Origin of the sequence: Paraburkholderia caffeinitolerans, assembly GCF_902859945.1 — a bacterium.
GTDB lineage: Bacteria > Pseudomonadota > Gammaproteobacteria > Burkholderiales > Burkholderiaceae > Paraburkholderia > Paraburkholderia caffeinitolerans.
The window spans coordinates 67350-82656 of sequence record NZ_CADIKL010000039.1; the positions used below are offsets into that span (position 1 = coordinate 67350).

Here is a 15307-nt window from a genome sequence, read left to right on the forward strand (position 1 = left end):
TTCTTTTAAATAACGAATGAGAGTAAATGAATATGTCTACGGAAGCATCCACCCGCAGCAAAGCCGCAAAGCGCCCCAACATTCTGGTGATCGTGGCCGACGATCTGGGCTTCTCCGATCTCGGTGCGTTCGGCGGCGAGATCGCCACGCCCCATCTCGATGCGCTCGCGCATGCGGGCGTGCGTTTCACGGATTTCCACACCGCATCCGCGTGCTCGCCGACTCGCGCGATGTTGTTTAGCGGTACAGACCATCACGTGGCAGGAATCGGCACGATGGCTGAAGCGCTGCCGCCGCAACTGACGGGCAAGCCCGGCTACGAGGGCTACCTTAACGAGCGCGTGGCGGCGCTGCCCGAGTTATTGCACGAGGCAGGCTATTTCACCGCGATGGCGGGCAAGTGGCATCTCGGGCTGACGCTGGACCGCGCGCCCTGGGCACGCGGCTTCGAGCGCTCGTTCGCGTTGCTGCCGGGCGCGGCGAATCACTACGGCTTCGAGCCGGTTGGCGAAGATGACGCGCAGCCGCGCCTGATGCGCTCGACACGCTCGCTCTATGTAGAAGACGACCGCTTCGTCGATCAACTGCCCGACGACTTCTACTCGTCCGACGCATTCACGGACAAGCTGCTCCAGTACCTGGACGAGCGCCCCGACGACGGCCGGCCATTCTTCGCCTACCTGCCGTTCTCCGCGCCGCACTGGCCGTTGCAGGCGCCCGCGGAAATCGTCGAGCGTTATCGCGGCCGCTACGACGCCGGCCCCGATGCGCTGCGCACCGAGCGGCTTGCGCGCCAGAAGACGCTGGGTCTGCTCGGCGAAGAGGTGGCCGCGCATCCGGTGGTCGCGCCCACGCCCGAATGGGACGCGTTGTCCGAGGATGCGCGGGCGCTATCGGCGCGCACGATGGAAGTCTATGCGGCGATGGTCGAGCGGCTCGACTGGAACGTCGGGCGCGTGATCGAGCATCTGAAAGCGAGCGGCGAATTCGACAACACCCTCGTGCTGTTTCTCTCCGATAACGGCGCGGAGGGCGCGCTGCTGGAGGCCTTGCCGATCTTCGGCCCGGACCTCCAACAATTCATTCGCGATTACTACGACAACAGCCTCGCCAACGTGGGGCGCGGCAACTCTTACGTCTGGTACGGGCCGCGCTGGGCCCAGGCCGCCACGGCGCCTTCGCGACTGTACAAGGCGTTCACGACCGAGGGCGGCATTCGCGTGGTGGCGTTCGCCCATCATCCCGAGTTCGCGCGGCAGGGCAGCGTGGGCGACGCCTTCGCGACGGTGATGGACGTCGCGCCGACCGTGCTGGAACTGGCGGGCGTAGAGCATCCAGGCACGCACTGGCGTGGCCGCGAGATCGCGCCGTTGAAGGGGCACAGCCTGCTGCCGTACCTGCGCGGCCACGCCGACGCCGTGCACGATGCCACTCACGTGACGGGATGGGAGCTGTTTGGCCGCCGCGCGATCCGGCAGGGCGACTGGAAGGCCGTGTTCACCCCCGCGCCGGTGGGAACGGGCGCGTGGCAGCTTTTCGATCTCGCACGCGATCCGGGCGAAACGCAGGACCTGGCCGCCGATGAGCCCCAGCGGCTCAGCGCTTTGCTGGAACATTGGGAGACCTATGTAGAGGAAAACGGAGTCCAGCCGTTCGAGTTCGCGCTTGCATGACGCCATTGCGTGAATTCGTGCACAGCATTTGCGCTGGCCGGTATATGAATAGGAAAAAATCATGGTTTGGGTGGACAGGGATTCGATGCTCAAATTCAGTAAAGAGAATCGACCCTGGAGAGCAAATCATGGCAGCGACCGCCAGCTTGTCGGAGTGGTTCGCTCCCGCCGAGCGCGAAGCGAACCCCGCGCGTTACACGAACCACGCGAACCCCGCGAGTCTCACGAGTGCCTCGCACGAAGCGTTTTTTCGCCGCGCGCTCGACCCCGTCATCCGGCAGCGCGCGATTGCTGCCTTTCTGGAAAATCCGTGCTTGCGCAACGGCTCGGCCGAAGCGGCCGCGCGGCTCGTGGATGCCGGCCACGAAAAAACGTGGCTGCATGGCGAACGGGTGTTGCCTTACCAGGCCGACTGCAAGGAAATCCACATCGTGCTGGCGGGCGCGCTTGAAGCAAGCTGGATCAATGCATCGGGCGCGCGCGTGATTGGCGAATACATTCAGCCCGGCACGGTGGTCAACATCATTCCCGCACTCGACCGTAAGGGGTCGCTCTGCGATTTGTATGCGCGCGGCACCACGCGGCTGTTTCATATTCCGCGCGCGGCCATGCTCGACTTATTCGAGCGGCAACCGGCTTTAATGCGCGGATTTTTCGAGTTGATCTGCTCGCGCAACCGCGACTTGAACGAACGATTTCGCTTTTCCCGGCTCGCCGATTTCAGCGCCCGGGTCGCGGAGCGGCTTCTTAGCCTTGCGGATCGATATGGAAATGCCGTTGAAGCGGGCGTGGAGATCGGGCTCAAGCTGTCGCAGGACGATCTGGCCGCGTTGCTGGGCGTATCACGGCAAAGCATCAACAAGGAACTGCGAGCGTTCGCCGATCGCGGCTGGATCGAGATCCGCTACGGCCAGATCACGATCGTCGATAGCGCGGCGCTGCTGCGTGTGCGCGAAGCCAACGAATGAACGCAAACGCCGCGCGAGCGCTGAGCGATGAGCAAAAGGAGCCGAACATGACGATGCCAAGTAACGATATCCCCGTGAGCGCAATCGCGGCTGCGCCGAGGGTGGCCCGATGAGAGCTTATGCCGTTGCCGCGCACGCGGGTCATCCGGCGCGGCGCTACGCCGGTATCGGCCTGGTCGTGCTGCTGCATGCGGTCTTCCTGTGGGCGCTCACGAACGGGCTGGCCACGAAGGTCGTGCAGATCATTCAAAAGCCCGTGGAGGTGCGGATCATCGAGCCCATTGAGCACATTAAGCCGCCCCCGCCGCCCCCCGTGCCCGTGGTCAAGCTCGCGCCGCCCAAGGCCGTGCCGCCGCCGCCGCGTCCGTTCGTGCCGCGTCCCGAGGTGGCCGTGACGCCGCCGCCCGCGCCGGTCATCGCGCATCAGTCCGTACCGGTGCCGACACCCGTCGCGCCTCCGCCTGCGCCACCCGCGCCGATTGAGGCACCCGCGCCAGCGAAACCGGTGAGCCACGAAGCGGGTGTGGCGTGCCCGAACTCGGACGCGGTGCGCCGTTCGATGGTTTATCCGCAGGACGCTCAGGACAACGATATTACGGGCGAAGTGCTGGTTTCCTTCGTGGTGGACACGCAAGGTCGCGTGACCGACGAGAAGATCGAGCGTGCCGCCGACCCGATTCTCAACCGCGCCGCGCTCAACACCGTGAAGAAATTCAACTGTATTTCGCAAGGCGAGCCGGTGCGCGTGCGGGTTCCGTTTTCATTCAATCTTAATTGAGTCAACCGAGGGCAGCATCCATGAAGAAGTCTTCTCTTGCCAAAGCCGCAGCCGGTGTTCTGATCCCGGCCGCATTCGCCAGCGCATTGCTCGCGCCGGTTGGCGCGTGGGCCGACACGGGCGCACCGGTCGAAACCGTGAACCCATATGGTCTTGGCGCGCTGTGGGCCAATGGCGATTTCGTCGCCCGTTTCGTGTTGTTCGTGCTCGTGGCGATGTCGATGGGCAGCTGGTACATCATGATCACCAAGTTCCTCGAACAGGCCCGCGCGGGCCGCCGCGCGAAATCGGCGGACGAGCAGCTTTGGAGCGCGCCGTCGCTGGCCGTCGGCGTGAGCGAGCTCGACAACCATTCACCGTTCCGCTTCATCGCCGAGACCGGCATCGAGGCCGCCGATCGTCACGACGAGGCGCTTCTCGAACAGGTCGATCGCAACACGTGGATCCAGGTGTCGATCGACCGCTCCACCGCGAATGTCTCGAACCGGCTCCAGGACGGTCTCGCGTTCCTCGCGACGGTGGGCTCCACCGCACCTTTCGTCGGTCTGTTCGGCACCGTCTGGGGCATCTATCACGCGTTGACGGCCATCGGCATCGCGGGACAGGCGTCGATCGACAAGGTGGCCGGTCCGGTGGGCGAGGCGCTGATCATGACCGCCATCGGCCTGGCCGTGGCGGTGCCCGCGGTGCTCGGCTACAACTTCCTCGTGCGCCGGAACAAGTCGCTGATGGAGCGCGTGTGGGCATTCGGCGCGCAACTGCACACGGTGCTGCTTTCGGCCCGCAAGCGTCCCGTGCGCGCGGTCGTCAACGGGAATTGAGGGCGACGCCGCCGGAGCGAAATCATGGGCATGAACGTAAGGCAGAACGGCGCCGAAGACGAGGTCATCGCGGCGATCAACACCACGCCGCTCGTGGACGTGATGTTGGTGTTGCTGATCATCTTTCTGATCACGATTCCAGTCGTCACGCACACGGTGCCGGTGCAATTGCCGAAGGAAACGGTCGGTCCGCTGCAAACGAAGCCGGACGCCATCGAGCTTGCGGTGGACAAGGACGGCAAGCTCTTCTGGGGCGAGCAGCCGGTCGAGCGGGCGGCGCTGCTGGAGCGCTTGAAGAGCGTGTCGCAGAAGGCGCCGCAACCGGAGATTCATGTGCGCGGCGACCAGACGACACCGTATGAATTCATCGGTCGCGTGGTGACCGCGTGCGAGCGCGCGGGCATCGCGAAGGTGTCGTTCATCACGCAGCCGCCCGCGCGCGGCTAGCGGCTAAAGTTAGCAGGAGGACTAATGGGTATGAACGTATCGCCGGCGGGCGCGGGCAGCGAGCCCGACGTGCTCGTCGACATCAACACGACGCCGCTGATCGACGTGATGCTGGTGCTGCTCATCATGCTGATCATCACGATCCCGATCCAGATGCACGCGGTCAAGATGGATCTGCCGGTGGGAAACCCGCCGCCCGCAGCGCAGCCGCGGGTCGTGCAGATCAATGTGGGATCCGACGGGGCGTTGACCTGGAACGGCGCACCGGTTGCGGGGCGCGACGACCTCGAACGCCATATGGCGCAAGTGGCGGCGCAGTCCGAGCAGCCGGAGATTCACCTGCTGCCGGACAAGCGCTCGCCGTATAGCGCCGTGGCCGGAGTGCTCGCCGCGGCCCAGCGCGAAGGCGCGACCAAAATCGGGCTCGTGGGCAACGAGCAGTACGTGCAATAACCGCTGCCTCCGCCGGCCTTACGCCGCGAGCTTCAACGCTTGCGAGAAGTCCGCGATCAGGTCGTCGATATCCTCGATGCCCGCCGAAAGCCGCAGCATGCCGTCGGAAATGCCCATCTCCTTGCGCGTTTGCGCACCGGCTTCGAAGAAGATCGTCGGCGCAACGGGGATGATCAGCGTGCGCGTATCGGCGAGGCCGGTCGCCTTGATCGGCAGTTGAAGCGCATTGACCACGTCGATCATGCGCTCCGCGTTCAGCAATTCGAACGACAGCAGCCACGACGCGCCCTTGAACAGCGCCTGCGCGATCTCGTACTGCGGGTGGCTCTTCAGGCCCGGATAGAACACCTTGCCGATGGCCTCGTGCCCTTCCAGAAACTGCGCGAGCGCGAGCGCGTTGGCGCTGCTCTGCTTCACGCGCAGCGCGAGCGTTTCCGCGCCCATTGCGATCGAATGCGCCTGCTCGGACGACAGTGATGCGCCCATGTCGCGCAGGCCCTTCTTGCGGATCTGCAACAGCCCCTGTTCCTTTGCCGCCGAACGCCGATAGTCGTCGGCGATGTTCGGGTAGGCGCTCCAGTCGAACAGGCCCGTATCGGTTACCGCGCCGCCGAGCGCCGCGCCGTGGCCCGCGATCGTCTTCGTCAGCGAATTGATGACGAGGCTCGCGCCCACCGCCTTCGGCTTGAACAGGGCGGGCGAGGTGATGGTGTTGTCGACGACATACGCGAGGCCGTGCTCGCGGCACACGTTGCCGATGCCCTGGAGGTCGGGAATCTGCGTGCCCGGATTCGCGATGGTCTCGACGAACACCATGCGCGTATTGGGGCGGATCGCGTCCTTTACGTTTTTGGCGTCGCAGGCGTCGACGGTCGTGACTTCGACGCCGAGCGTGCGCAAGGTGCCGAACAGGCTGTTGGTATTGCCGAATACATAACGGCTGGAGATCAGATGATCGCCCGCGCGCAGGAGCGTGAGGAACGTGGCCGTGATCGCCGCCATGCCGGTGCTGAAGCAGATCGTGCCGACGCCTTCTTCCAGGCTCGTGATCTTGCGCTCGAGCGCCGCCGTCGTGGGCGTGCCCTGGCGCGCGTAGTTGAAGCCGCCCTTTTTCGTGCCCTGGAACACGCCGATCAGATCCTCGACGCGCTCGAAACCGTATTGCACAGACGTATGAATCGGCTGCCGCACGCCGCCGTGCTCGGTGCCGCCGATTCTGTCGCCGTGAACGATGCTCGTGGTGAAGCCTTGCTTGCTCATTGCTTGTCCGCCTTTCGAGTCGATTACTTCCGGTGGATTATTTCAGGTCGCCCATCGCGCGCGAAATCGCCAGCAGCGCTATCGATCTGAAAAATGATTGATTCTCTCACGACGGCCGCTTCGTTAGGCTGTGTGCTTCGCCAGCGCGGATATCCAGTAACCGCGCACAGGCACGACAACGAGGGAGTCTCGACAATGAAAAACAGCATCCGGGGCGCAGTGCCCGCCGCACTGTTGACGGCGCTTCTGGCCGTGGCATCGACCGCCGCGCACGCGGACCGTCTCGACGACATCAAGCGGGCCGGCGTCTTGCGCGTGGCCGCATTCGACAGCAATCCGCCGTTCGGTTTCGTCGATCCGAAGAACAATCAGATCGTCGGGCTGGACGTGGATTATGCGAACGCGGTGGCGAAGCGCCTTGGCGTGAAGCTCGAAATCCAGCCGACCAATCCCGCCAACCGGATTGCGCTTCTGAAGTCGGGAAAGGTCGATCTGGTCTTCGCCAACTTCACAATTACCGACGAGCGAAAGAAGGAAGTGGATTTCAGCACACCTTACTTTGCTTCGGGCACGCAGTTCATCGCGAAGAAGAGCGTGTTGAAGTCGCCGGAGCAATTGAACAGCTTGCGCATTGGCGCGGATAAAGGCACGACCAACGAGCAGCAGGTGCGCGCGAAATTTCCGAACGCGACCATCGTTGCCTACGACGACACGCCTTTCGCGTTCGCGGCGCTGCGCACGGGCAACGTGCAGGCGATTACCCAGGACGGCCCGAAGCTGGTCGCGCTGCTGGCGCGCGCGCCGGACAAGGCGAATTACGAAATTTCCGCGTTCACGATTTCGAACGACTACGAGGGCGTTGGCGTGCCGAAGGGCGAGACGCGTTTGCTTGAGGCGGTGAACGGCACGCTGACGAATCTGGAAGCCGATGGCGAAGCTGCGCGCATCTATGACCGCTGGTTCGGCCCGAAGAGCGAAGCTCCGCTGCCGCGCCTTTTCAAAATCGGCGATCCGCAAAAGAACGGCTGAACGCACAACTCATGCATGACTGGCTTGAACCGAAGTATTTCGCGTGGCTCGAACAGGGCTTCTTCATCACGCTGATGCTGTCCGCCTGCGCGGCGTCGTGCGCGACGCCGCTGGGCTTTCTGCTCGCGGTTGGGCGCACGGCACGCAACGGCGCGATTGCGCGTGCAGCGGCGCTTTACGTGTTCGTGTTCCGCAATTCGCCGCTGCTCGTGCAACTGCTGTTCTGGTATTTCGGCGCGGCGGTCGTGATGCCTTCAAGCTGGATGGAATGGCTCAACACGCCGCATGTGGCGATGCTTGGCCCAGTCACGCTGTGCTGGCCGAGCTTCGAGTTGTTCGCCGGTTGGCTTGGACTGACCTGCTACACGACGGCGTTCATCGGCGAAGAGTTTTTGGCCGGCCTGCGTGGCGTGAGCATTGCACAGTGGCACGCGGCCGAAGCGCTGGGCATGAGCCGTTACGCGACGCTGCGCCATGTGATCCTGCCGCAGACGTTGCGCATTGCCACGCCGCCACTCGCTGGCCAATACATGAACGTGATAAAGAATTCGTCGCTGACGATGGCGATAGGCGTTGGGGAACTATCGTATATGTCGCGACAGGTCGATACGGAAAGCTTCAGGACCTTCGAGGCATTCGGCACGGCCACGCTGTTTTATGTGCTGGCCATCGCGGTCATCGAGGTCGCGCTGGTGCTGCGGCAACGCTCCGGCTTGCGCGGATTGCAGCGAGGCCGCGCGTGAACGGATTCGAATGGCTTCCCACACTGCGTTATCTGCTGCTCGGGGCGTTTCCGGCTGGGCCGCTCGGCGGCGTGGCGCTGACGATCGCGCTCTCGGTGGTGTCGGCGCTGCTCGCGGCGCTGCTCGGTCTCGCGGGCGGCATCGCGCTCGCCATGACGCGCGGCATCGTGCGTCTCGCGCTGACCGCGGTGGTGGGGTTCTTCCGCGCGATACCCGTGCTGATGCTGATTTTCTGGACCTTCTTCCTGATGCCGGTCCTGTTGCACGTCGACGTTCCGGGCCTCGCCACCGTCGTGTGCGCGCTGGCGCTGATCGGCGGCGCGTATCTCTCGCAATCGGTTTACGCCGGCATCGCGTCGATTGGCGAGGGGCAGCGGCAGGCCGCGCTGTCGCTCGGCTTGACGCGCTGGCAGGCGCTGCGCGACGTGATCCTGCCGCAAGCCGTGCGGGTGATGATGCCGTCGTTCGTCAATCAGTGGGTGGCGTTGATCAAGGATACGTCGCTGGCTTATATCGTCGGCGTGCCGGAATTCACGTTTCTCGCCAATCAACTGAACAATCGTCTGCTGGTGTACCCGGCGCAGATCTTCCTGTGCGTTGGGCTTCTTTATCTGCTGCTGTGCGGTGCGCTGCAGTGGACGGCGCATGCGCTGCTTGCGCGTCGGGGCCGGCCTGAGTGGCCTTATAAAATCTTGATAACTGGCTATCGGAGATAAAGCCGTTAATCCCTATAGTGAGGCTCTCGGCGATCAAGAATGGGCCTGGAATGACGCGGTTATCCACGATACCAACAACGCAGCGGCGGCATGGACCGCCAGGCAGGTGCGCTCATGCATGAAGCCGCCTGCCAATTCGACAATGACGCGCTGTTTGGCGCATCGACCACGCGTCTGAATGCAGACGAGGCCCGTGCGCTGGCGGCCGAAGCGTTCGGCGTAGACGGCCGAGTGAGTCCGCTCAACAGCGAGCGCGACCAGAATTTCCGCGTGGATGGCGACGATGGCGCATCTTGGGTGCTCAAGATTTCGCACCCTGCGGAAGATCCCGACGTCACCGATTTCCAGACCCAGGTGCAACTGCGCCTCATGAATGCGCCCAGCGGGCTTCCCGTTCCGCATTTGCTGCCTGACCGCGCCGGAAATTACATTCATTGGCATCGCGCGCCAGGCGCGGAGCAACGCCAGGCCGTGCGCCTCAATACGTTCTTGCCCGGCGTGCCGCTCTACACGGTCGAGCGCTCGTGCGCGCAACGCCGCGCACTCGGCAGCACGCTCGGCCAATTCGATCAGGCTTTGGTGGGCTTCACGCACGATCAGGCGGGCCATCATCTGCTGTGGGACATGCAGCGCTTGGCGCTTTTGCGCCCGCTCATGCGTCATATCGACGATGAAGCACGCCGCGGACTTGCCGGACGCGCGCTCGATCGCTTCGAGTCGTGGACGGTGCCGCGCGTCGCGGGCCTGCGCCGCCAGGTGATCCACAACGATCTCAATGCGCACAACGTGCTCGTCGATGCGGCGAATACCGACGACGTGATCGGCATTCTCGATTTCGGCGATATGGTCGAAGCTCCGCTCGTCAACGATGTGGCGGTGGCAGCGGCCTATCAGCTTGCCGATGCGCCAAATCCGCTGACTTCGGCGCTCGATTTCATCACTGCCTATCACGCTGTCAATTCGCTGACCGATGCGGAGCAGTGGGTGCTGCCGGAGCTGATCGTCGCGCGGCTGCTCGTGACGGTGCTGATCACAGGCTGGCGAGCGAAGCAGCATCCCGAGAATAGCGCCTATATCCTGCGCAATAACGCGCTCTCGTGGCAGGGACTCGAACGCTTCGACGCGCTTGCCGAAGGTCAGGCTCAGGAGATTGTTTTCAACGCGCTCAAGCGGTCGAACGGGAGCACCCATGAGTAAAGATCCGGCCATGCTCAACGCCTTCAATCCGGACGCATCGCACGCATTGAGCGATCACGGGCGGGCGCTCGTTGAGAAACGCACACGCCTGCTCGGCCCCGCGTACCGCTTGTTTTATGAGGAGCCGCTGCATATCGTGCGCGGCGAGGGCGTGTGGCTTTACGACGAAGCAGGGCGTGCCTATCTCGACGCGTACAACAACGTTGCCTCGGTCGGCCATTGCCGTCCTGAAGTCGTTGCGGCCATCGCGCATCAGGCGGGCGTGCTCAATACGCATACGCGCTACCTCAATGAAGGAATCCTGAACTACGCGGAGCGGCTGCTCGCGACGTTTCCGCGCGAACTCTCGCAGGTGATGTTCGCGTGCACGGGCAGTGAAGCCAATGACCTCGCGCTGCGCGTCGCCAGGCGTCATACGGGCGGCACCGGCATCATCGTGACCGAGCTTGCCTATCACGGCGTGACGGCCACGGTCGCGGAGATGTCGCCGTCGTTGGGCAGCGCGGTGCCGCTCGGGTCCCACGTGCGCACGGTGTTGCCGCCCGACGGCTATCGCGGCGGGCGCAACGGTGAAGCCGACATAGGCGCGGCGTTCGCGCGCGAGGTGCAGCGCGCGATCGACGACATGCTTCGGCACGGCGTCAAACCCGCAGCGCTGATCGTCGATACGGTGTTCTCCAGTGATGGTGTGTTCACCGATCCGCCGGGCTTTCTGCGCGAAGCCGTCGAGACTGCGCGCCGCGCGGGTGCGCTCTTTATCGCCGATGAAGTGCAGGCGGGCTTCGGGCGCACGGGGTCGAAGATGTGGGGCTTCGAGCGTCATGGCGTCATTCCCGACATCGTCACGATGGGCAAGCCCATGGGCAACGGTCATCCCGTTTCCGCCATGGTGGCCAAGCCCGACGTGATCGAACAGTTTGGCCGCGAGGCGCGCTACTTCAATACGTTCGGCGGGAATCCCGTTTCGTGCGCGGCCGCAATGGCAACGCTCGACGTTATTCAGCGCGATGGCCTCCAGCAGAATGCCGCGAAGATCGGCACGCAGATTCGCGACGGCTTTCGAGCGCTTGCGGAGCGCCACAATATCGTCGGCGATGTGCGGGGCGATGGTCTGTTCATCGGCGTCGAACTCGTGCGCGACCGCGCCACGAAGGAGCCGGCGACGCAGGAGACCGCATACGTCGTCAATGAAATGCGACGAAACGGAGTGCTAATCAGTTCGACGGGAATTCGCGGCAACACGCTAAAGATCCGCCCGCTACTGCCGTTTACAGCGGAGAACGCAAACTTGTTGGTGGACGCGGCGGGCGAAGCATTGCGCACGCTTTGATCGCGCAGTGCGTCTTTAGGTGATCACCGGAGCGCTGCGCGAGCGGAGCCCCGGTGTTTGCGCTGGGTTCGCTCGACTGCGCGTGCGAGGCGCGCGACGCCGTCGCCGATGGTGGCTTGCGGCACGCCGCCGAAGCCGAGCACGATCGAGCGATCTTCCAGTTCCGGACATTCGCCTGAAAAGCACGGAAAGCCGACGATCAGATTTTCGGCCTGCACTTCGCTCGCAAGCGTTGCTTTCGGGGTGAGCGAGTCGAAGCGGGCGAACAGATGCAGCCCGGCGTGAGCGGGAGAAAGCGTGATTTCGCTGCCAAAGGCTCGCTCGAGCGAAGCGCGCAGCAAGCTTTGGCGCTCGGCATATTCAATGCGCATGCGACGGATATGCTGGGCAAAGTGACCTTCCCCCAGAAAATCGGCGAGCGCCGCTTGCGTATGCAACTGACCCGGGCGGTAGAGCTTGGCGCTGGCGTCCGCGAAGGTTGCCGCAAGATGGGAGGGCACGACCAGATAGCCGAGGCGCACGCCTGGAAACATCGCCTTGCTGAACGTGCCCACGTAGATCACGCGCTCGTCGCGATCGAGTCCCTGTAGAGACGGAATGGGCAGGCCGTCGTAGCGGAACTCGCTATCGTAATCGTCTTCCAGCACCCACAGATTCATTTCGCGCGCGTGCTGCAGGAGTTCGAGACGGCGCGCGAGCGGCATGACCGCGCCAGTCGGATACTGATGCGAAGGGCTCGTGGCGACAAGGCGCGCATGGCGCGGCACATGGCTTGCGGCGAGCGAGAGTCCCGACTCGTCCAGAACGCACGGACCAACCTTGAGCCCCGACGCGGAAAGAACGGTAGGAAAGGCCCAGTGGCAAGGGTTTTCGACGAGCGCGAGGTCGCCCGGATCGGCCAGCAGCCGCGCGCACAGATCGATCGACTGATGCGTGCCGGAGGTGATGATCACCTGCTCGGCCTCGCACTCGACCGAGCGCGAAATCCGCAGATAACTGGCCACTGCCGCCCGCAGCGGCGCAAAGCCGCCGCCGAGCGCATAGCCGGACAGATGCAGTTCGCCCTTGCCCACATGCCGCGCAATCAGGCGCCGCCAGAGGTGGAACGGGAAAGCCGAGGCATCGGCGACGCCCGGCACGAACGCGCCGTGGCTCTGCTTCACGCCGCCGGGCAGCGTGGCGATTTGCGCGCCGCGCTGCGAAAGCATCATCGACTGCTTCGAATGGCTCGCGGCGGCCGATACGTTGAGCGGCCGCACGGTTGTTTGAGCAACGAAGGTGCCGCTGCCGCTTTTCGCGCTGAGGTAGTTCTCGGCGATCAGCCGGTCATAAGCGAGCGCAACGGTAATGCGCGAGACGCCCAGTTCCAGCGCAAGTGTGCGCGACGAGGGAAGTTTCTGGCCCACGACCAGCTTGTGATCGAGCACGGCCTGGCGCACGACATTGTAGATTTGCCGCTGCAGCGGCTCGCCGCCGTCGCGATTCAGCTTCTGGGTGAGCATGTCGGTGAGCAAGACGGCGGGCATGAAGTGGTCTCATCGATCAGCGGCGGATGGCTATACAGCCTATAGCCATCCATTGCTATAGTCAAAGCAAAGTGGCGGTCGAAGCAGGGTGCGATGTATGGAGTCGTTGTGTTCACCACCGCCCGAAAAGAATGACCAGAAGAACGACTCGACAACTACACATAAAGGACCTGTCATGAATCGAGCATGCTTCACGCCGCGTCGGACCGCGCTGGCGATGATCCTGGCCGTTTGCGGCGCATCGGCGTCGGCAGGCGAACTGACTGTGGTGAACTTTGGCGGCGCAAACGGGGATGCGCAGAAGGCCGCCTTCAACCAGCCCTTCGAAAAAGACACCGGCACCAAGGTGACGGCGGTCGAGTACAACGGCGAGCAGGCCAAGATCAAGGCGATGGTCGATGCGAAACATGTGGACTGGGACGTCGTCGATGTCGAATCAGGCGACGTCGGCCGCGGCTGCGACGACGGCCTTTATGAAAAGCTCGACTGGTCAAAGATCGCGAAGAAAGGCGATTTGATTCCCGAGGCGTATCAGCCTTGCGGCGCAGGTATTTTCGTGTGGTCCACCGCGCTGGCCTACAACGCGGACAAGCTCAAGACCGCGCCCTCGGGCTGGGTGGACTTCTGGGACGTGAAGAAATTCCCGGGCAAGCGCGCCATGCGCAAGGGCGCACGCTACAACCTCGAGTTCGCGCTGATGGCCGACGGTGTTGCGCCCAAGGACGTCTACAAGGTGCTGGGCACGAAGGCGGGTCAGGATCGCGCGTTCAAGAAGCTCGATGAATTGAAGCCCAACATCCAGTGGTGGGAAGCCGGCGCGCAGCCGCCGCAATTCCTCGTGGCCGGCGATGTCGTGATGTCGACGGCGTTCAGCGGGCGCATCGATGCGGCGCAGCGTGAGGGCAAGAATCTCAAAGTCGTGTGGAACGGCAGCATTTACGACCTCGATTATTGGGCGATTCCGAAAGGCGTGAAGGACAAGGCGCTGGCGGAGCAGTTCATCGCGTACTCGCTCACGACGAAGCCGCAGACCGTCTATGCGCACCACATCGCCTACGGCCCGGTGAATCGCGCCGCGACGAAGGAACTGGAGCCGAAGATCCTCGCGAACCTGCCTAACTCGCCCGAGAACGGCAAGAATGCCGTGCTGCAGGACATCGCGTTCTGGACCGATCACGGCGACGAGCTCGAGCAGCGCTTCGCTGCGTGGGCATCCAGGTAAGCTTGACCCGGCATTGCCGCTGCGGAGCAATCTCCGTCCACGCATGGACGGTTACCGCGCAGCAGCGGCGGCCTGGCAACATGGCGGCGCGCGATGGCGCGGTTCTTCAGTGAGAACCGTTTGCCAACTTTCCGCAAATGATCTTCTTCGTACCGATGGCCTCACGGCTCGCGCGCACGGTACAGCACCCGACGTGGCGGCGGCGCTGCCGCACATGGGGGGATCATGAATCACACCTACGTTGAAGCCGAATTGCGGCACCTGGAGGCGGTTTTCCGCTTGCAGCAGTTGACGCGGGTATTGCCGCTTGAATGGTGGCTCGGGCGCATTCAGGAAGTGAGTGCGTCCGCGAGCGTTGACGATCACGTGCGGCGGGTAAAGCGGCTCGAGGAAGCGTTGCGCGTGATTGAGCGGGAGGAGGCGCTGGCGCGGTGAAGCGGGGGAGGGAGGTTCGAACGCCTGATTTGACCTCGGATGTTCGCTATGTTCTTGACGACGATTGTTTACTTGCCAGGCGATGGAAGTGCATGTTAGTTATTCGTATGAATAGTGAATTTGGGCAAGTGCATGAAGCGAAGCTATCTGAAAATTGGGGATAGGTCCTCTGCGGGTGGGACCGCGGTTGAGGGCATTCCTCTGATGACTCACCATGGAAAGGAACTGACCTTCGTTGGTGCAACAGTGGTGTGTCCGTCTTGCAAGTCCGATGGGAAAATCGTTGCCAGGGGGCCGCGCTGGCCCGGTGACTTGATGGGAAAGCATGTTGCTCTCGAAGGCGATGTCTGCTCGTGCAAGTGCTATCCGCCTCCAGTGATGATTACCTCTCAGTCAGACATGACGATGAGTTTTGAATCGCATGAACTGGCGAGCATGGGTTTTGGTGCCTCGGGCAACTCCTTGGCCAATGAACCCGCAAGCGAGCATTGGATTCGTTTCACATTGAGCGATAAGGGCAGTTGTGAGGGTTTGCGCTGTCGTGCTCATTTTTCCGATGGTTGCCAACGGCCACGAGGACAGAGAAGTCCGGAAAGCACTTACTGACCAGTTCAATAAATAGTGCGTATATTGGATCAAGCTGCGTAGCGAACATGCTTCTCCTGAAACAGGTTGCGGATAACATGAGGCTGCTTCTGCCGGCGATGCA

General features: G+C 63.1%; 16 protein-coding genes and 1 pseudogene. 14 read left to right on the forward strand and 3 right to left on the reverse strand.

Annotated features, from left to right (window positions below; all coding sequences use genetic code 11):
• Positions 1-26: 26 nt before the first annotated feature.
• The 6 genes from HV773_RS28650 to HV773_RS28675 all read left to right on the forward strand — a co-directional run bounded on the left by HV773_RS28650 (position 27) and on the right by HV773_RS28675 (position 5140).
• Complete coding sequence (locus tag HV773_RS28650; protein ID WP_281365307.1) at positions 27-1673, forward strand: arylsulfatase; 1647 nt, start codon at positions 27-29, stop codon at positions 1671-1673.
• 128 nt (positions 1674-1801) lie between these two features.
• Positions 1802-2641 carry a Crp/Fnr family transcriptional regulator gene (locus tag HV773_RS28655; protein ID WP_175197532.1) on the forward strand — a complete coding sequence of 280 codons (840 nt, stop codon included), beginning with the start codon at positions 1802-1804 and terminating at the stop codon, positions 2639-2641.
• A 109-nt stretch (positions 2642-2750) separates the two neighbouring features.
• The gene (locus HV773_RS28660; RefSeq protein WP_175197533.1) at positions 2751-3419 is read left to right on the forward strand and encodes an energy transducer TonB; all 669 of its coding nucleotides are present in this window, start codon (positions 2751-2753) and stop codon (positions 3417-3419) included.
• Between the two features lie 20 nt (positions 3420-3439).
• Positions 3440-4240, forward strand: a complete 801-nt coding sequence (locus HV773_RS28665) for a MotA/TolQ/ExbB proton channel family protein (RefSeq protein WP_175197534.1) — start codon at positions 3440-3442, stop codon at positions 4238-4240.
• A gap of 24 nt (positions 4241-4264) precedes the next feature.
• Positions 4265-4687, forward strand: a complete 423-nt coding sequence (locus HV773_RS28670) for an ExbD/TolR family protein (RefSeq protein WP_175197535.1) — start codon at positions 4265-4267, stop codon at positions 4685-4687.
• 24 nt (positions 4688-4711) lie between these two features.
• Complete coding sequence (locus HV773_RS28675; protein ID WP_175197536.1) at positions 4712-5140, forward strand: ExbD/TolR family protein; 429 nt, start codon at positions 4712-4714, stop codon at positions 5138-5140.
• An 18-nt stretch (positions 5141-5158) separates the two neighbouring features.
• Here the strand turns inward: HV773_RS28675 and HV773_RS28680 are convergent, their stop codons facing one another.
• Positions 5159-6400, reverse strand: a complete 1242-nt coding sequence (locus tag HV773_RS28680) for a cystathionine gamma-synthase family protein (RefSeq protein WP_175197537.1) — start codon at positions 6398-6400, stop codon at positions 5159-5161.
• A gap of 195 nt (positions 6401-6595) precedes the next feature.
• On the opposite strand from HV773_RS28680, the gene HV773_RS28685 reads away from it, so the two are divergent.
• The 5 genes from HV773_RS28685 to HV773_RS28705 all read left to right on the forward strand — a co-directional run bounded on the left by HV773_RS28685 (position 6596) and on the right by HV773_RS28705 (position 11415).
• A complete protein-coding gene (locus HV773_RS28685; protein ID WP_246282459.1) occupies positions 6596-7429 on the forward strand; it encodes an ABC transporter substrate-binding protein in 834 nt (277 codons plus the stop codon).
• An 11-nt stretch (positions 7430-7440) separates the two neighbouring features.
• Positions 7441-8172: an amino acid ABC transporter permease gene (locus tag HV773_RS28690; RefSeq protein WP_175197538.1), complete on the forward strand. Its 732-nt coding sequence runs from the start codon at positions 7441-7443 to the stop codon at positions 8170-8172.
• Positions 8169-8888: an amino acid ABC transporter permease gene (locus HV773_RS28695; RefSeq protein ID WP_175197539.1), complete on the forward strand. Its 720-nt coding sequence runs from the start codon at positions 8169-8171 to the stop codon at positions 8886-8888. The genes HV773_RS28690 and HV773_RS28695 overlap by 4 nt, the downstream gene beginning before the upstream one ends.
• 114 nt (positions 8889-9002) lie before the next feature.
• Complete coding sequence (locus tag HV773_RS28700) at positions 9003-10085, forward strand: phosphotransferase (protein WP_175197555.1); 1083 nt, start codon at positions 9003-9005, stop codon at positions 10083-10085.
• Positions 10078-11415, forward strand: a complete 1338-nt coding sequence (locus tag HV773_RS28705) for an aspartate aminotransferase family protein (protein WP_175197540.1) — start codon at positions 10078-10080, stop codon at positions 11413-11415. Before HV773_RS28700 ends, HV773_RS28705 begins: the two co-directional genes overlap by 8 nt.
• Before the next feature lie 23 nt (positions 11416-11438).
• Here HV773_RS28705 and pdxR read toward each other — a convergent pair whose 3' ends face one another.
• Positions 11439-12941, reverse strand: a complete 1503-nt coding sequence (gene pdxR / locus HV773_RS28710; protein ID WP_175197541.1) for a MocR-like pyridoxine biosynthesis transcription factor PdxR — start codon at positions 12939-12941, stop codon at positions 11439-11441.
• 175 nt (positions 12942-13116) lie between these two features.
• On the opposite strand from pdxR, the gene HV773_RS28715 reads away from it, so the two are divergent.
• The 3 genes and pseudogenes from HV773_RS28715 to HV773_RS37570 form a co-directional block, all read left to right on the forward strand.
• On the forward strand, positions 13117-14163 hold the full coding sequence (locus tag HV773_RS28715) for an ABC transporter substrate-binding protein (protein ID WP_175197542.1): 1047 nt from the start codon (positions 13117-13119) through the stop codon (positions 14161-14163).
• A gap of 225 nt (positions 14164-14388) precedes the next feature.
• Positions 14389-14598 (forward strand): hypothetical protein, encoded by a 210-nt coding sequence (locus tag HV773_RS28720; protein WP_175197543.1) that lies wholly within the window; start codon positions 14389-14391, stop codon positions 14596-14598.
• A gap of 132 nt (positions 14599-14730) precedes the next feature.
• Positions 14731-14949: pseudogene (locus HV773_RS37570) on the forward strand (PAAR domain-containing protein); the annotation flags it as partial.
• Positions 14950-14991: 42 nt separating this feature from the next.
• On the opposite strand, the gene HV773_RS37030 reads toward HV773_RS37570, so the two are convergent.
• Positions 14992-15307: hypothetical protein (locus tag HV773_RS37030; protein ID WP_246282461.1), on the reverse strand; the 316-nt coding region annotated here is incomplete at its 5' end.

Coding starts and splice junctions, on each gene's coding strand:
- HV773_RS28705 (WP_175197540.1), top strand. CDS start 10,078: ATGAGTAAAGATCCGGCCATGCTCAACGCCTTCAATCCGGACGCATCG.
- HV773_RS28655 (WP_175197532.1), top strand. CDS start 1,802: ATGGCAGCGACCGCCAGCTTGTCGGAGTGGTTCGCTCCCGCCGAGCGC.
- HV773_RS28650 (WP_281365307.1), top strand. CDS start 27: ATGAATATGTCTACGGAAGCATCCACCCGCAGCAAAGCCGCAAAGCGC.
- HV773_RS28685 (WP_246282459.1), top strand. CDS start 6,596: ATGAAAAACAGCATCCGGGGCGCAGTGCCCGCCGCACTGTTGACGGCG.
- HV773_RS28665 (WP_175197534.1), top strand. CDS start 3,440: ATGAAGAAGTCTTCTCTTGCCAAAGCCGCAGCCGGTGTTCTGATCCCG.
- HV773_RS28690 (WP_175197538.1), top strand. CDS start 7,441: ATGCATGACTGGCTTGAACCGAAGTATTTCGCGTGGCTCGAACAGGGC.
- HV773_RS28660 (WP_175197533.1), top strand. CDS start 2,751: ATGAGAGCTTATGCCGTTGCCGCGCACGCGGGTCATCCGGCGCGGCGC.
- HV773_RS28670 (WP_175197535.1), top strand. CDS start 4,265: ATGGGCATGAACGTAAGGCAGAACGGCGCCGAAGACGAGGTCATCGCG.
- HV773_RS28675 (WP_175197536.1), top strand. CDS start 4,712: ATGGGTATGAACGTATCGCCGGCGGGCGCGGGCAGCGAGCCCGACGTG.
- HV773_RS28680 (WP_175197537.1), bottom strand. CDS start 6,400: ATGAGCAAGCAAGGCTTCACCACGAGCATCGTTCACGGCGACAGAATC.
- pdxR (WP_175197541.1), bottom strand. CDS start 12,941: ATGCCCGCCGTCTTGCTCACCGACATGCTCACCCAGAAGCTGAATCGC.
- HV773_RS28700 (WP_175197555.1), top strand. CDS start 9,003: ATGCATGAAGCCGCCTGCCAATTCGACAATGACGCGCTGTTTGGCGCA.
- HV773_RS28715 (WP_175197542.1), top strand. CDS start 13,117: ATGAATCGAGCATGCTTCACGCCGCGTCGGACCGCGCTGGCGATGATC.
- HV773_RS28720 (WP_175197543.1), top strand. CDS start 14,389: ATGAATCACACCTACGTTGAAGCCGAATTGCGGCACCTGGAGGCGGTT.